General features: G+C 65.4%; 11 protein-coding genes and 1 pseudogene. 9 read left to right on the top strand and 3 right to left on the bottom strand.

Annotated features, from left to right (window positions below):
- The first annotated feature begins 73 nt into the window (after positions 1-73).
- Complete coding sequence (locus ACRQ5J_RS23965; protein WP_432380408.1) at positions 74-2,149, top strand: TonB-dependent siderophore receptor; 2,076 nt, start codon at positions 74-76, stop codon at positions 2,147-2,149.
- A gap of 3 nt (positions 2,150-2,152) precedes the next feature.
- Here the strand turns inward: ACRQ5J_RS23965 and ACRQ5J_RS23960 are convergent, their stop codons facing one another.
- Positions 2,153-4,861: an alpha-1,6-glucosidase domain-containing protein gene (locus ACRQ5J_RS23960; RefSeq protein ID WP_432380406.1), complete on the bottom strand. Its 2,709-nt coding sequence runs from the start codon at positions 4,859-4,861 to the stop codon at positions 2,153-2,155.
- 106 nt (positions 4,862-4,967) lie between these two features.
- The gene (locus tag ACRQ5J_RS23955) at positions 4,968-6,527 is read right to left on the bottom strand and encodes an oligopeptide:H+ symporter (RefSeq protein ID WP_432383718.1); all 1,560 of its coding nucleotides are present in this window, start codon (positions 6,525-6,527) and stop codon (positions 4,968-4,970) included.
- A gap of 218 nt (positions 6,528-6,745) precedes the next feature.
- On the opposite strand from ACRQ5J_RS23955, the gene ACRQ5J_RS23950 reads away from it, so the two are divergent.
- The 4 genes and pseudogenes from ACRQ5J_RS23950 (at position 6,746) to ACRQ5J_RS23935 (ending at position 12,322) form a co-directional block, all read left to right on the top strand.
- Positions 6,746-8,383: an alpha-glucosidase gene (locus ACRQ5J_RS23950; RefSeq protein WP_432380404.1), complete on the top strand. Its 1,638-nt coding sequence runs from the start codon at positions 6,746-6,748 to the stop codon at positions 8,381-8,383.
- A gap of 134 nt (positions 8,384-8,517) precedes the next feature.
- Entirely contained in the window at positions 8,518-10,392 is a 1,875-nt protein-coding gene (locus ACRQ5J_RS23945; protein ID WP_432380402.1) for a glucokinase, read from the top strand.
- 167 nt (positions 10,393-10,559) lie between these two features.
- Entirely contained in the window at positions 10,560-10,952 is a 393-nt protein-coding gene (locus ACRQ5J_RS23940) for a PadR family transcriptional regulator (protein WP_432380401.1), read from the top strand.
- Between the two features lie 132 nt (positions 10,953-11,084).
- Positions 11,085-12,322, top strand: a pseudogene (locus ACRQ5J_RS23935) (MFS transporter).
- Here the strand turns inward: ACRQ5J_RS23935 and ACRQ5J_RS23930 are convergent.
- Positions 12,319-12,852 (bottom strand): hypothetical protein, encoded by a 534-nt coding sequence (locus ACRQ5J_RS23930; RefSeq protein WP_432380399.1) that lies wholly within the window; start codon positions 12,850-12,852, stop codon positions 12,319-12,321. The pseudogene ACRQ5J_RS23935 and the gene ACRQ5J_RS23930 sit on opposite strands and share 4 nt — an antisense overlap.
- A 271-nt stretch (positions 12,853-13,123) precedes the next feature.
- Here ACRQ5J_RS23930 and ACRQ5J_RS23925 point away from each other — a divergent pair, with 271 nt between their 5' ends.
- From ACRQ5J_RS23925 to ACRQ5J_RS23910, 4 genes are read left to right on the top strand one after another with little or no spacing between them, the layout of a single operon-like run.
- Positions 13,124-14,017, top strand: a complete 894-nt coding sequence (locus ACRQ5J_RS23925) for a 2-dehydro-3-deoxygalactonokinase (RefSeq protein WP_432380397.1) — start codon at positions 13,124-13,126, stop codon at positions 14,015-14,017.
- A gap of 3 nt (positions 14,018-14,020) precedes the next feature.
- Positions 14,021-14,644, top strand: a complete 624-nt coding sequence (locus tag ACRQ5J_RS23920) for a 2-dehydro-3-deoxy-6-phosphogalactonate aldolase (RefSeq protein ID WP_432380395.1) — start codon at positions 14,021-14,023, stop codon at positions 14,642-14,644.
- A 17-nt stretch (positions 14,645-14,661) separates the two neighbouring features.
- Complete coding sequence (locus tag ACRQ5J_RS23915; protein WP_432380394.1) at positions 14,662-15,543, top strand: SMP-30/gluconolactonase/LRE family protein; 882 nt, start codon at positions 14,662-14,664, stop codon at positions 15,541-15,543.
- 29 nt (positions 15,544-15,572) lie between these two features.
- The gene (locus tag ACRQ5J_RS23910) at positions 15,573-15,995 is read left to right on the top strand and encodes a DUF7684 family protein (protein WP_432380392.1); all 423 of its coding nucleotides are present in this window, start codon (positions 15,573-15,575) and stop codon (positions 15,993-15,995) included.
- The last annotated feature ends 182 nt before the right edge of the window (positions 15,996-16,177 follow it).

Genomic DNA, 16,177 nt, shown 5'->3' with positions numbered 1-16,177 from the left:
CTCATATAAATTTGCAATTGATAATGCTTCTCATTTATAGTTGTGAAACTTTTTTAATGATATGCAGGTATTTATGTCGATTTGCTTAAGAAACTCCGCCTTGCTGGCCGGCCTGATCGCCGCCGCGCCGCTGGCCGCCGCTCAGGAGAGCGAGCAGGCCTTGCCCCAGGTGACGGTCGCCGGCGACCGCAGCACCGATTTCTACAACCCGTCCCATTCCAGCGGCGCCACCCGCACCGATACGCCGCTGCGCGAAGTGCCGCAGGCGGTGCGCGTGATGAGCGCGCAACAGATCGAGGACCTCGGCGCCTTGCGCCTGGCCGACACGGTGGATTACGTCAGCGGCATCTCGCGCCTGAACGACTTTGGCGGCACCTGGGACAACTTCGGCATCCGCGGCTTCAGCAGCACCGACATGGGCTACCTGGTCAACGGCTTCCCCGGCTCGCGCGGCTACAACCCGCCACGCGACACCGCCACCGTGGAGCGCTTCGAATTCCTCAAGGGACCGGCGTCGTCGGTGTATGGCAGCAGCGAGCCTGGCGGCACCATCAACATCGTCACCAAGAAGCCGAAATTCGCATCGCACAATGTGGCCGAATTCAGCGTCGGCAGCCGTGGCCTGCGCCGCGCGACGCTGGACAGCACGGGCGCCTTGAGCAGCAATGTCGCCTATCGCCTCAACCTGATGACGGAAGAGGGCATGAGCCGTTCTACGCTGCTGGACAACAAGCGCCACCTGGTGGCGCCGGCGCTGACGTGGGTGATCGACAACGCCACCACGCTCAATTACGAGGGTGAATTCATGCGCGTCAACACGCCGCTGGACCGCGGCGTGATCAATGTGCGCGGCGTCCTCGGCACGCTGCCGCGCGACCGGGTGCTGAACGAGCCGTCCGACCGCAATATGCGCCTGAACAGCGACACCCATCAGCTGACGCTGGACCGCGTGCTGGCCGACGGCTGGCGCGCCAGAGTGGGCGCCAGCTACAAGGAAAGCACCTTCGACGGCGACTATACCGAGGCCAACTCGCTGGCCGCCGACAACCGCACGCTGAACCGCCAGGCGACCTGGCGCCAGCTGCCGTCGCGCGATGTGTCGATGCAGGCGGAGGTCGAGGGCAAGTTCGATACCGGCGGCATCGGCCACACGGTGCTGGTCGGCGCCGAGGCGTCGAGCCTGTTCATGAACATGGAGATTCTGCGCTCGACCAATTACCCGATCGATATCTACGCGCCGGTGTACGGCAAGCCGGCGCCGGCGCTGACGCTGCTGACCACCAGCTCGGACGAGCAGCAGCGCGTCAAGGCGCTGTTCGCGCAGGACCAGATCAGCCTTGCGCCGAAGTGGAAGCTGCTGGCCGGCCTGCGCTGGGACCAGTACAAGCAGCACGTGGTCAACCGCGTCGCCAAAACCGATACGCGCCAGCAGCAGAGCGAAGTGTCGCCGCGCGCCGGCCTGACCTACCTGCCGAACGCATGGAGTTCGGTGTACGTCTCGGCGGGCAAGTCCTTCCGCGGCAACAGCGGCACCGACATCAGCGGCCGCGCCTTCGATCCGCAGCACTCGACTGCGTATGAGGCGGGCCTCAAGCTGCAAACGGCGGACGAGCGCCTGGGCGCCAACTTCGCGGTGTTCGACATCACCAAGACCAATGTGCTGACGGCCAGCGATGTTCCCGGCTATTCGGTGGCGGCCGGTGAAGTGAAGAGCAGCGGCTTCGAGGCGGACGCCTTCGGCCAGATCGACGACAACTGGCGCGTGAGCGCGAACTTCTCATGGATCGACGCGCGCGTATCGAAGGACAGGACGCTGCGCAGCGGCGCGCGCCTGATGAACGTGCCGAAGGCCAGCGCCGGCCTGCTGCTGATCCGCGAAGCGGCGCTGGCAGGCGGCGGTCGCTGGGGCATCGGCGGCGGCGCCAACTACGTCGGCGACCGCGCCGGCAATACCGCCGACACGTATGCGCTGCCGTCCTACGCCACTGCCAAACTGCTCGGCTACTGGCAGGTGAACAAGACCGTGCGCCTGTCGCTGGACGTCAACAATCTGTTCAACCGCGAGTATTACAGCAACTCGTGGGGCAACCTGTACGTGGTGCCGGGCGTCGAGCGCAGCGTCGTCGCGCGGGTCAAGGTCGATCTGTAAGGATCAGTCTTCGACGAACACCACCGCGCTGCGGGCTGGAATGCTGTAGCTGCCGGTGGCGTGGTCGTAGCGGGCCTGCGCTGCCACGCGCTGGTCCGCAGCGGTCTTGCTGGTGTGGACCGGGTGCAGGCGGTAGCGGCGGTTCTTCTCTTCGGCCACGGTGATCGTCTGCGCTTTCTTGTCGACGTTGATCAGGTAAGTGATCGACTTGAAGCGCGCACCCGGATAGCCCTTGCCGTCAAGGTGCGCAGCGATCACGGTCGGCACCTGCGACGGGCCGGTGTTGAAGAAGCGCAGGCGCTGCCTGATGTCTTCCGCCGTGCGCAGGCGGAACAGGGTGCTGCTGGCGCGGATGGACAGCAGGTCGCGGAAGGCGTCGCGCGCGTAAGCGATATCGGCCGGCGCCGGCTTGATGGCGGCGTTGCGCAGGATAGGCTTGATCAGCGCGTAGTCCTTGCCGTTGTCGGTAGCGGGCGGCACGCCGGTGGCGATGTAGTTGTCTTGGTAGGTCCAGTCGAGGCGATTGAACCAGTCGCCGGATTCGAAGCTGTTGCGGTCCAGCGATTTGGAGCGCAGGATGTCGAAGCCGGCGTGGAAGTAGGCTACGCCCTGGCTAAAGGTGTTGATGGCGGCGCCCAGCATCTGCACCTGCGCGCGTTCGTGCGCGGTGGTGGCTTGCGGCAGTTTGAAGGCGTTGATGTCGTACAGCGTCTGGTTATCGTGGTTCTCGACGTAGTTGACCGCTTCACCCGGTTCGCTGGCGAAGCCGGCCGGCTGGTTGCCGCCGTAGACGATGTCCTGCAAGGCCACCGTGCGGCCATCGGCGATGGTCAGCGGGTAGCTGCGGATGGTGCCGGCCAGGCCAACCTTCACCAGGTCTGACGCCTGCAGCAGTTCCGCCGCCGGGCGCTTGCCGGCCTGCTCGTTGGCGTCGTACACCAGGCCATTGATGTAACCCTGTTGCGCCACCAGTTGCGCGCCGCTGTCGCTGGCGCCGCCGCCACGCACGGCGTCGCGCGCGCGGTCGCTGAAGCTGCCGATGCCGCTGCCGTTCAGCGACAGCTGCGACGCTTGCACGAAGCGCGCGCCATCGGCCACTTCGCCAAAATTCCAGCCTTCGCCGATCAGGTTAATCTGCTTGCCGACGCGCGCCTGCAACTGCTCCATGGCGGCGCGTGGCTGGTGGCCCATCAGGTCGAAGCGGAAGGAGTCGATCTTGTAGTGCCTGACCCACAGCGCCGCCGAATCCACCATCAGCTTGCCCATCATGAGATTTTCGGTGGCGGTGTTGTCGCAGCAGGTGGAGCGCTCGATGCCGCCCCTGGCGTTGAGGCGGTGGTAGTAGCCGGGCACCACGCGGTCCAGCACCGACTTTTCGTTTTGTCCGGCGATGTAGGTGTGGTTGTAGACCACGTCCATGCCGACCCGCAGGCCGGCCTTGTGCAGCGCCTGCACCATCTGGCGGAATTCGATGATGCGTTTGGCGCCGTCGGCCGGATCGGTGCTGTAGCTGCCTTCCGGCGCGTTGTAGTGGTACGGATCGTAGCCCCAGTTGTAGCAGTCCTGGAATTTGACCTTTTCGACGGCGGCTTGCTGCTGCTCGCCGTCCGGCGCGGTGTTGGCGATGTCCGGCGTGACGCAGCCCTGTTCCGGCACGCTGCCGATGTCGTACACCGGCAGCAGGTGGATGTCGGTCAGGCCGGCCTTGCTGAGCGCCGCCAGGTGCTTCATGCCGTTCGACCGGGTTTCGGTGAACGCCGTGTACTTGCCGCGATTGGCGGCGCTGACGGTGCTGTCGTTGATCGAGAAGTCGCGCACATGCAGTTCATAGACCGTCATGTCGGTTTGCGCGGCGACCTTGTTGGGCGCGCGGCTCTTGTCCCAGCCGGCCGGCTTCAGCCTGGGCGCGTCCAGGTCGGCGATATAGCTGCGCCTGGAGTCGGTCGTCAGGCTGATGGAATAAGGGTCGGTGACCAGGTTGCGTACCAGGCCGGCCGATGGGGCGATGACATCCACCAGGTACTGGTAATACTGGCCGTTGCGGCCGGCGTGGGCGGACCAGATGCCGGTGGCGTCGTCGCGTTTCATCGGCGTGATGGCGGCGGCCTTGCTGCTGCCGCTGTCGTAGGTGCATAGCGCAACGTTTTGCGCGGTCGGCGCCCACAGTTTAAAGGCCGCCTCGCGCGCGCCGACGCTGACGCCGAGGTCTTCGGCCTTGGCCGCGCCGGCGTAGATATCATCCAGCGCACCGGCAATTTGCAGCGCGGTCGCATCCTGCACGGCGCCATCCGCGGATTCGCGCACCAGCAGCACCTGCTGCGTCATCACGCGTGCCGCATCGGCCGGCGCGAGCGCCAGGACCGGGCCGGCGCCGACATGCCTGAAGCGCTGCGCAACAGCGGCGGGCAGCGCGCCATCGAAGCGCGACAGCGTAATCGCACCATCGGCGCCGGCGACACGCTGGCCGGGCGCGGCGCGCAGGGCGGCGCTGGCGGAGTAGTACAGTTTGAACACGCCATCGGCGCTGGCAGCCGGCCACTTGATCAACTGCCCGTTCAGCCAGTAAGCATGCGCCTCCACGCTGGGCGCGGCGTGCAGCGTGGTCGCAAACGCGCCATCGCAGTCTGCCAGCGCCGGGGCCGCCGCCGCCGTCACACTCCACAGCGCCAGCGCGCCCCCGAAACCTGCCACTGCCAAGCGCTTACCAGCCATCTTCTGTCTCCAAACCGTCAATATGAAGTAGTGCAATTACAAAATCTGTAATTTGCCCCTGAACTTTGCGGTTATGGTACTCCAGAATGTGTAGTTTTGGTACGAGTTAAGCGGCGCGGTAGTTGTCGACCATCTTGTAGCGCATCGCGTACAGGGCGAAGATGGCGGTAACGACGGCGGCAAAGGCGGCGAAGAAGAACATCTGGAAGGCGATCGGACTCAGCCCGCTGCTGGCGATCCAGCCGCTGACCACGTCGTTCTTCACGGCCGAGTTGACGATCAGCACCCACAGGTTGCCGACCGTGACGGCCAGATACCAGAAGCTCAGGATGATGCCCTTCATCGAGGCCGGGGCCTGGCTGTAAGCGAATTCCAGGCCGGTTGCCGAAACCAGCACCTCGCCCAGCGTCAGCAGCGCATACGGCAGCAACTGCCACATGATCGAGACGTGGTCGCCGCCATCCATCCACAGCTGGATCATGCCGATCACCACCCACGACGACGCCGACAGCGCGATGCCCAGCCCCATGCGGCGCAGCGGCGTCGGCGTGATGCCGATTGCGCGCATCAGCGGGAACAGCAGGATGTTGTTCAGCGGGATCAGCAGCATCACCAGGATCGGATTGACCGCCTGCATCTGCGCCGGCAGCAGCCTGAATTCCCAGCCGAAGAGCGACAGCAGCGGGCTGTCCATCGAGTTGGCCTGCACGATCCAGGTCGAGGCCTTCTGGTCGAACAGCGACCAGAACGGCGTAATCATGGCAAACACGATCAGGATGCGCAGCACGGCGCGCACGCCTTCGACCGCCGCGTCGGTATGTTTGCCGCGCGCGCGGTCCAGCTGCATCGACACGCCGATGCCGCCAAACGCCAGCAGCAGCACCAGCGCCGTGCAGGCGGCAATCACGAAGCCCCACGACGGCGTCATGCACAGCGAGACGATCGCCGCGAGCGCGCCGGCGCCGGCCACCATCAGGCCGGGACGGCCCAGGCGATCGCCTGGGCGGCCCGGCGCGCGCGCCAGCAGCGCGGTGCGGGCGACGGTGCTGAACGAATCCGGATTCGGCGCGGCCGGCGGCACGTGCACATACTTGTGGCGGCCGAGCCAGAACACCACCGTGGCGATCGCCATCAGCAGGCCGGGGATGCCGAAGGCCACGCTGGGGCCGTAGTCGCGCAGCAGCACCGGCATCAGCAGCGAGGCGAAGAAGGAGCCGAAATTGATGATCCAGTAGAAGGCGTCGAACACCAGCTTGGCGCGGTTCTTGTTGGTCTGGTCGAACTGGTCGCCGACAAACGCCACCACCAGCGGCTTGATGCCGCCCGAGCCGAAGGCGATCAGCGCCAGGCCGAGGTAGAAGCCTTCCAGGTTGTGCTCAAAGATCGCCAGGCAGGCATGGCCGGCCACGTAAATCAGGCTGAACCAGAACACGGTCTTGTACTTGCCCCAGAAGCGGTCGGCGATCCAGCCGCCCAGCAGCGGGAAAAAGTACACGCCGATGACAAAGGTGTGGAAGATGTGCTTGGCTTCGGCGGTGCGGTCGCCGATCGGAATGAATAACAGCAGCGTACTGAGCAGGAAGGGCGTCAGGATGTTGCGCATGCCGTAGAAGCTGAAACGTTCGCAGCCTTCGTTGGCGATGATGTAGGGGATTTGCCGGGGCATCGGCCCGTTGCCGGTATTGCTCACTATATTCACTCCTGTGTTTGTGTAGTTTGACTACTATTTTTAGCGTCAAGATTTCTGTTGAAATCCATAAGCATTTGTTTTTAAACGACTATTCGTGGTAATCGTTCAGCCGGGCGTCAATTGAAAAAACCTTGGTCGTGATGTATATTCTCTACAAAATCAATTACACCAGACAGCCAACCCCGGATTCTCTTATGACTAAGCAACTAACTCAAGTCTCCCCGCACTCTCCAGACTGGTATCGCGACGCGATCATCTACCAGGTTTATCCACGCAGTTACATGGATAGCAACGGCGACGGCGTGGGCGACCTGCCGGGGATTACGGCAAAGCTGGACTATATCGCATCGCTGGGCGTGGACATCGTCTGGATTTCGCCTTTCTTCAAATCGCCGATGAAGGATTTCGGCTACGACATCGCCGATTACTGCGACGTCGATCCGCTGTTCGGCACGCTGGCCGACTTCGACGCGCTGGTCGAGCGCGCGCACAGCCTCGGCCTGAAGATCATGATCGACCAGGTGATGGCGCACACGGCCGAAGACCACGCCTGGTTCAAGGAGAGCCGTTCCAGCCGCGACAACCCGAAAGCCGACTGGTACGTCTGGGCCGATCCGAAGGCCGACGGCAATCCGCCCAACAACTGGCTGTCGGTGTTCGGCGGCTCGGCGTGGCAGTGGGACACCCGCCGCCGCCAGTACTACATGCACAACTTCCTGACCAGCCAGCCGCAGCTGAACTTCCACAACCCGGCCGTGCAGCAGGCGCACCTGGACGCGCTGCGCTTCTGGCTGGAGCGTGGCGTGGACGGCATCCGCCTGGACGCCTGCAACTACCACTTCCACGACCGGCAGCTGCGCGACAATCCACCGGCCACCAACCGCGACTCGATCACCGTTACCGACGTCAACCCGTACGGCATGCAGGCGCACGACTTCGACAAGACGCAGCCGGAAAACGTGCCGTTCCTGAAAAAGCTGCGCGCGCTGCTGGACGAATACCAGGCGGTGTCGATCGGCGAGGTCGGTTCCGACGATTCGCTGGCCACCATGGCCGAATACACCGAGGGCGGCGACAAGCTGCACATGGCGTACAGCTTCAACCTGCTGGTCAACCACCTGTCGTCGCATTACATCCGCGAGCAGGTCGAGCAGTTCGAGAAGCGCGTGAAGGGCGGCTGGGCCTCGTGGTCGGTCGGCAATCACGACGTGCCGCGCGTGGCCTCGCGCTGGGGCGGCACGAGCGCGCCGCAGGCCTTCGCCAAGCTGGCGCTGGCGATGCAGTTGTCGCTGAAGGGTACGCCGTGCCTGTACCAGGGCGACGAGCTGGCGTTTGCTGAGGCGGACGTGCCTTACGAGCTGCTGCAGGATCCGTATGGCATCACTTTCTGGCCGGAGTTCAAGGGCCGCGACGGTTGCCGCACGCCGATCGCCTGGACCGATGACAGCAATGGCGGCTTCACCACCGGCAAGCCGTGGCTGCCGGTGTCGCCGGATCACCTGGCCAAGGCGGCTTCGGTGCAGGAGGCGGATCAGGGGTCGACGCTGGCGTTCACCCGCGCGTTCACCGCGTGGCGCCGCAAGCATCCGCAACTGCTGCGCGGCGAGATCGTGTTCTTCGATACGCAGGACCAGGTGCTGGCGCTGCGCCGCGACCTGGCGGGCGAGCGCAGCATCCTGGCCGTGTTTAACCTGAGCGGCGAGGCGCAGAGCGTGGAGCTGCCGACCAGCGCTGGCGCCGAAGCGCTGCAAGGTCATGGCCTGCCGGGCAGCGCGGCCAATGGCAAAGTCCAGCTGCCGGCCTTCGGCGGCTGGTTCGCTTACGCGCAGTAATCCCCCCGTCATTCCCGCGCAGGCGGGAATCCATGGAGCGCCGACGCAGCATGGGTTCCCGCCTGCGCGGGAACGACGTAGTGAGAAATCAACATTTCAGGTATGCTTCCGCCAACTGTTTGGACTGAACAAAGATGAAACAAGCTGAAGTGGATCAAAAACTGAATCGCACCGCCTTTGCCGACGGCCCGCGCCTGCTGGCCGACATCGGCGCCACCCACGCCCGCTTCGCCTTGCAGACCGCTCCCGGCGAGTTCCGCGCCGTGCGCGTGCTCAAGTGCGACGACTATCCCGACATCGTCGCCATGCTGCGCTCCTACCTGTCGGACCACAGCGGCGTCAACCTGAATCACGCGGCGCTGGCCGTGGCCAACCCGGTCAGCGGCGACTACATCCGCATGACCAACCGCGACTGGGAATTCTCCACCGACGAGGTGCGCCGCGCGCTCGGCCTGCACACGCTGCTGGTGGTCAACGACTTCACCGCGCTGGCGATGTCGCTGCCGGGCCTGAAACCGGCCGACCTGATGCAGGTGGGCGGCGGCAAGCCGGCCTCGAATTCCGTGATCGGCGTGCTCGGCCCTGGCACCGGCCTCGGCGTCTCGGGCGTGATCCCGACCGTCGACGGCTTCGTCACGCTGGGGTCGGAAGGCGGCCACACCAACTTCGCGCCCGCCGACGAGCGCGAGTACGCGATCCTGCAATACGCGTGGCAGACCTGGTCGCACGTCTCGACCGAGCGCCTGATATCCGGCCCCGGCATGGAAATCATCTACCGCGCCATCGCCAAGCGCAACGGCCGCCAGGTGCGAGATCTGACCTCGCAGGAAATCATCTCCGGTGCGCTGACCGACCAGGATCCGCTGTGCCTGGAAGTGCTGGAATGCTTCTGCGCCATGCTGGGCGGCGCCACCGCCAACCTGGCCGTGACGCTGGGCGCGTTCGGCGGCATGTTCATCGGCGGCGGCATCGTGCCGCGGCTGGGCGACTGGTTCGCCACGTCGCCGTTCCGCGCGCGCTTCGAGGCCAAGGGCCGTTTCACCAGCTACCTGGCTGAAATCCCGACCTATGTGATCACCACGCCGAACCCGGCGTTCTACGGCGTGGCGACGATTCTGTCGGAACACCTGCGCGGCCGCAGCGGCGCCAACACGCTGATGGAGCGCGTGCAGCATCTGCAGCACGAGCTGACGCCGGCCGAGCAGCGCGTCGCGCAGCTGGTGCTGGAGCAGCCGCGCCTGGTGCTGAACGAACCGATCGCCGACATCGCGCGGCTGGCCGAAGTCAGCCAGCCGACCGTGATCCGCTTCTGTCGTTCGCTGGGCTTCCTCGGCCTGGCCGACTTCAAGCTGAAGTTCGCCAGCAGCCTGACCGGCGCCATTCCTGTGCGGCACAGCCAGGTGCGCGTCAGCGACAGCACGCACGACCTCAGCGCCAAGGTCATCGACAACACCGTCTCGGCGATCCTGAAATTCCGCGACCAGCTCGACGTGCGCTCGCTCGACAAGGCGATCGCGCTGGTGGCCAAGGCCAAGCGGGTCGAGTTCTACGCCATGGGCAACTCGCGCGTGGTGGCGCTGGACGGCCAGCACAAATTCTTCCGCTTCCGCATTCCGACCGCGGCATATGGCGATTCGCACCTGCTGACGCTGGCGGCTGAATTGTTGAAGCCGGGCGACGTGGTGATTGCCATTTCCAATTCCGGCAAGCTGCCGGACCTGCTGGCGGCGGTCGATGCGGCGCGCGCGGCCGGCGCCGACGTCATTGCCATCACGGCCAGCAACTCGCCGCTGGCCAAGAAAGCCAGCGTTTGCCTGACGGTCGATCACACCGAGGACAGCACCACCTTCCTGTCGATGATCTCGCGCATCCTGCAACTGCTGCTGATCGACATCCTGTCGGTCGGCATCTCGCTCGACGCGCAGAACTCGCGCCTGGTCGTCGAACACAAAAGCAGCAACGGCGAGGCCGACAACCGCCGCCTCCTAATCTCCCACCTCGACGGCTAACGTCCCCCGGGGTCAGGTCTGACAAACGCACACGGGCTCAACTGCGTAGCAGTTGAGCCCGTGTGCGTTTGTCAGACCTGACCCCGGTTTTGTTACAAATGGCTGCTTGCGATCGCTGAGAAATGAGGTAAGATATATCTTAATAAGTTATATCTTAAGGAGTTCAGATGTTCCATCGTCATCACCATCATCATCCGCATGGCCCCCATGGCCATCACCACACGCACGGCGGTCATAGTCCGCGCGGTCGCGGCCCGAAAATGTTCGATGCCGGCGCCATGCGCTATGTTGTGCTGCATTTGATTGCAGAGAAGCCGCGTCACGGCTACGAGATCATCAAGGAGCTCGAGCAGCGTTCCGGCGGCGGCTACTCGCCAAGTCCCGGCGCCATTTATCCGCTGCTGTCGATGCTGCTGGATATGGGCCACGTGGTCGCTTCGCCTGACGGCAACAAGAAGCTGCACACCATCACGCCGGAAGGCGAGGCTTTCCCTGGCCGGGAACCGCCAGTTCGTCGACGCCATCCTGGCCCGCCTGGCCGATCCGGACGAGCACCGTGAAGGCCTGCGCAGCGCCATGCACGAACTGAAGCACGCGGCCATCGAGCAGGCGCGCGCCAGCAACCACCAGCCGGAGCGCATCGAGCAGATCCGCGCGATCCTGCGCAAGGCGGTCGAGGACATCAACGCGCTATGAGCTTGCCCCTGACTCCGGCGCGCGAGCGCCTGGTGCTGTGGCTGCTGGCGCTGACGCAGTTCACCGTCATCATGGATTTCATGGTGATGATGCCGCTGGCGCCGCAGCTGATGCACGCGTTTGCGATCGAGCCGGCCGCCGTGTCCGGCGCGGTGTCGGCCTACGCCTGGTGCGCCGGCATTTCCGGCCTGGCCGCGGCCATGTACTATCGACCGCTTCGACCGCCGCAAGCTGCTGCTGACGGTGTTCGCGCTTGTCTACGCTGTCCAATCTGGCGTGCGCGGCCGCGCCGAACTTTCACGTGCTGGTGCTGTCGCGCGCCTTCGCCGGCCTCACCGGCGGCATCCTCGGCGCCATCGTGATGGCCATCATCGGCGACCTGATTCCGGCCAACCGGCGCGGCGCCGCCACCGGCATCGTGATGACGTCGTTCAGCATGGCCTCGGTGGCGGGCGTGCCGGCCGGCGTGATGCTGGCCGCGCATTACGGCTGGGCCTCGCCGTTCTATATTCTGGTGCTGTGCTCGCTGCCGATCCTGCTGCTGGCCGCGCGCGTACTGCCGGCGCTGGACAGCCATCTGCCCAACAGCACGCCGCTGTCGGCGGCGCTGCCCAATCTGTTCGCGCTGTACAAGGAGCCGAGGCATTTGAAGGCTTTTCTGCTGTCCGTGGTCAACATGACCACAGGCATGCTGGTGATTCCGTTTATTTCGCCGGTGCTGGTGAATAACGTCGGCCTTCAGCCGGCCGAGATCACCTATGTTTATCTGGCCGGCGGCGCCGCCACCTTCTTCACCGCGCGCATGATCGGCAAATGGTCGGACCGCGTCGGCGCGCACAAGGTGTACCGCATCGTCTCGCTGCTGTTCATTGTGCCGGTGCTGTTCATCACCCACATGCCGGCGCTGCCGCTGCTGGGCGTGGTGCTGTTCTTCCCGTTCTTCATGGTGCTGGCGTCGGGCCGCAATATTCCGATGCAGGCGCTGATGACGACGGTGCCCGAGCCGTCGCGGCGCGGCGCTTTCCTCAGCGCCAACGCGGCCATCCAGCAGGTCGGCACCGGCCTCGGCGCCTTGCTCGGCGGCCTGAGCTTGCAGACGCAGGCGTCCGGCCACATCGCCGGCTACGGGCTGAATGGCTGGATCGCGGCCGGGCTGGCCGTGCTGACGGTGTTGTGGGTGGGGCAGGTGCGCGGCGCCGCGCAAGTGGCGGCGCCGGTGGTGAAGGCAGCTTAGTTGTCGACGGCGGTACGCTTGCCGGGATGCTTTTCGCGGCGCCAGCGGCCGAGGCTGATCGCCTCCTCGCTGCTGGCGTCTTCCACCAGGATTTCATCGTCGCTGGACGAGACCAGGAAGCTTTCCCAGCGCTGCGCCGCCTCGGCGCTGTTTTCGACAAAGCTGAACTGCCAGTAGTTTTTGCCGTTCAGCTTGCGTGGCGTCGGGTCGTATTCGAGCAGGCCGCCGTGGGCCTTGCCGCCCGAGTTCTTTTCGATCGCCGCCGACCACGCTTGCAGCTCGGGCAGCGCCATCAGCGCGGCCGCGCCTTGCTCCTTGGTGCGGATGGCCGGCGGTTCGCCCGGCGGCACCGGGTCCTTGATCTCCGGCTGGCGCTGCGGCGCGGCTGCCGGGGCCGGCTTCTTGACCGTGGCCGAGGCGCTGGCGCTGGCCGGCGGCGGCGGCGGCGCCTTGACCGTGACCTGCTTTTCGACCACCGGCGGGCGGCTGAACCAGGCGGCCAAACCCAGCGCGATGAGCGTCGTCGCCACGCCGGCGATGACCAGTTTGCGGGAGGACTGCTTCGCTTAATTCCATGGAGGGGGTGATGGGACTATTTTATTGCTGGCCATACTAAACTAAAGGCATGTAAGGGGCAACTGAGGGGCAACTTTTGCCCGTTTTTTACGCGGTTTTCATTGGTGTTTTGGCATGAAAACGTGGCTATCCTATATTATTTTGGTATTACTCCGCTCAGATAATTCATTGGCTGTTGAGGGCGGTTTTCCGTACCATCGACGCAGCTCAGTAAAGGATACGCCTGTGGACAAGAATATTTTGGGGATAGATTGGGGCACCAGCAACCGGCGCGCCTATCTGATAGATCAATCGGGCGCCTGCCTGGCCGAGCATGAGGACGGCCAGGGCATGCTGGCCGTTGGCGGACGCGACAAGTTCGGCGCCTCGCTGGCCGGCGTGCTGGACGCCATGCAATTGCCGGCCGACGTGCCGGTGATCATGTCCGGCATGGTCGGCAGCGCCTCCGGTTGGCAGGAAGTCGATTACCTCGACGCCGCGGTGCCGCTGGAGCAGTTGCCGCGCCATCTGGCCGCCGTCAGCGATCCGGCATGGGCCGGCCGCGGCTACATCGTGCCCGGCTATGTCTACCGCAACGGCGCCAGCGCCGACGTCATGCGCGGCGAGGAAACCCAGCTGCTGGGCGCGGTCGCGCAAGGCCACCGCGACGGCTGGATCGTGCTGCCGGGCACCCACAGCAAGTGGGTGCTGCTGCGCGACGGCGTCATCCAGTCGTTTGCCACGTATATGACCGGCGAATTCTTCGCCATGCTGTCCAAGGGCGGCACGCTGTCGGCCATGCTGGCCGGCGATAGCGCCGACGCGGCCGGCTTTGCCGCCGGCCTGGACCAGGCGGCCCGCAACGAGCCGCTGACCAATTCGCTGTTCCGCGTGCGCGCCGGCGTGGTGTCGCGCTCGGCCCCGCCCGAGCAGGCGGCCGCCACCATCAGCGGCCTGCTGATCGGCGCCGAGTTCGCCGCCGCCGCGCGCGCGGCCGAGGGACAGGGCATCACCGTCATCGGCTCGCCGGCGCTGGCCGCCCGCTACGAGATCGCCGCCCGCCATGTCGGCTTGCAATGCGCGGTGCTCGACCCACATCAGGTGTATTGCACCGCCGTTTCCCAATTCTTGAAGGGCTAGATCATGACCACGTTATCCCATCCGACCACGCCGCTCGTCGCCATCCTGCGCGGCCTCAATCCGGCCGAGGCGGTCGATGTCGCCAAGGTGCTGCACCAGGCCGGCTTCCGCGCGCTGGAAGTACCGCTGAACCGTCCGGGCGCGCTGGAAGCGATCGCCTCCATCGTCCAGCTGAACCTGCCGGACACGCTGGTCGGCGGCGGCACCATGCTCAACGTCGGCCATGTCGACGCCGTGTTCGAGGCCGGCGGCCGCCTGCTGGTGTCGCCGAACTGCGTGCCGGCGGTGATCCGCCGCGCGGCCGATCTCGGCATGTACTGCGCGCCGGGCGTGGCCACGCCGAGCGAGGCGTTCGCCGCGCTGGACGCCGGCGCCCACGCGCTGAAGATCTTCCCGGCCGAGTCGGTTGGCCACGGCGGCGTCAAGGCGCTGAAGAGCGTGCTGCCGGCCGGGACGCCGGTGTGGCCGGTGGGCGGCGTCTCGCCGGAAACGATGGCCGACTGGGTGAAGGCCGGCGCCACCGGTTTCGGCATCGGCGGCGCACTGTACACGCCGGGCGTCACGCTGGAGCAGCTGAAGGAACGCGCCGAGGCCTTCGTCAACACCTGGCGCGCGCTGGCCGCCTGAGCTACGGGATCGAACTGATGAGCAAGCATGACGTGCAATGCCTGTGGCAAGCGGGCGCGCAACTGGGCGAAGGCCCGCTGTGGGTGGCGGAACAGGACCGCCTGTACTTTGTCGACCTGAAGAACCGGACGCTGCATGCGATCGAGGCCGGGAGCGGCGAGCGCCGCAGCTGGGTGTTCCCCGACTTCATCTGCTGGCTGATCGCGCGCCGCGACGGCGACGGCTTCATGGCCGGCCTGCGCGACGGCATCGCCCACGTGTGGCTGGAGCCGGAACTGCGCATCGAGTACCTGCACCGGCCGTTCGCCGAGGGCAGCGGCCTGCGCATGAACGACGCCAAGGTCGACCGCACCGGCCGCCTGTGGGCCGGCTCGATGCACAACACCGATTACGCGCAGGCGGTGGGCAAGCTGTTCCGCCTGGAGACGGACCATACGCTGCATGTGGCCGATGAGGGCTACCACATCTGCAACGGCCCGACCTTCAGCCTGGACGGCGCCACCATGTACCACACCGACAGTTTTGAAGGCCGCACCTACGCCTATCCGCTGGCCGCCGACGGCACGCTGGGCGAGCCGCGCGTGTGGCGCCAGTTCGGCGAAGGCGAGGGTTCGCCGGACGGCATGACGGTCGACAGCGAAGGCTGCGTGTGGATCGCGCAGTGGGGCGGCAGCCGCGTCTGCCGCTATTCGCCGGCCGGTGAGCTGCTGGACACGATACACGTGCCGGTGCGCAACCCAGCCTCGTGCACCTTCGGCGGCGCCGACCTGAAAACGCTGTACATCACCACCGCCAGCGAGGACAACACGCCGGAGCAACTGGCCGCCCATCCGTTGACCGGCGCCGTGTTCGCGGTGCGGGTCGACGTGGCCGGCGTGCCGGCCGCGCGCTTCGGCTAAAATGCGGGCTTTAGCAACAGCGTTACGCCATGCAAAGCCCAGCCCCTAAATATCTTCACCTTCGCCCGGACGCAGATCTTCCAGCCCTGGAGGGCCTGCGCCAGTTCAAAACCGTTCTCGTCGCCGATGCCGAGGTGCAGCAGACGACGATGTGGGACATCAGCCGCTGGCTGATCGAGTCCGGCTGCCTGTACGCGCTGGCGTGGGGCCAGGACAGCGAGCAATGGCGCGAAGCACTGGAAGACGCCGCGCTGGAAGCCGTCAACTACGAAGAAGTGCCCGAGGAGCGACGCGTGCAGGTCACCGCGCACGAGGACGACGACCTGGACGAAGTCTTCTGGTTCGCCCAACATCGCGCTGCGCATCCGGCAGACCTCAAAGAAACCCTGATCCTCCACATCGCCGACACGCCGCGCCGCGAAGAACTCGAAGGCCAGTACCGCGACGCCTGATTCCGGTCATCGCCTGCGCTTCTGGCTGTGGTACACCGGAAGCAGTACCCCCGGCGGAGATCGTGGCATGATGCTTGTCATTCCAGTGTCACCAGTTGCCAATTTGTTCAAGCTAGTCGCCGTGAGGCTGCGGGCGAATCCACTATCAGAGGAATACATCATAGAGAGGAGATGAGGGGGGG

The sequence above is a fragment of the Duganella sp. P38 genome (assembly GCF_050859475.1).
In the GTDB taxonomy this organism is placed as follows: Bacteria; Pseudomonadota; Gammaproteobacteria; order Burkholderiales; family Burkholderiaceae_D; genus Rugamonas.
Note: the sequence above shows the minus strand (reverse complement) of the source record. Positions and strands in the feature narration are given on the sequence as shown.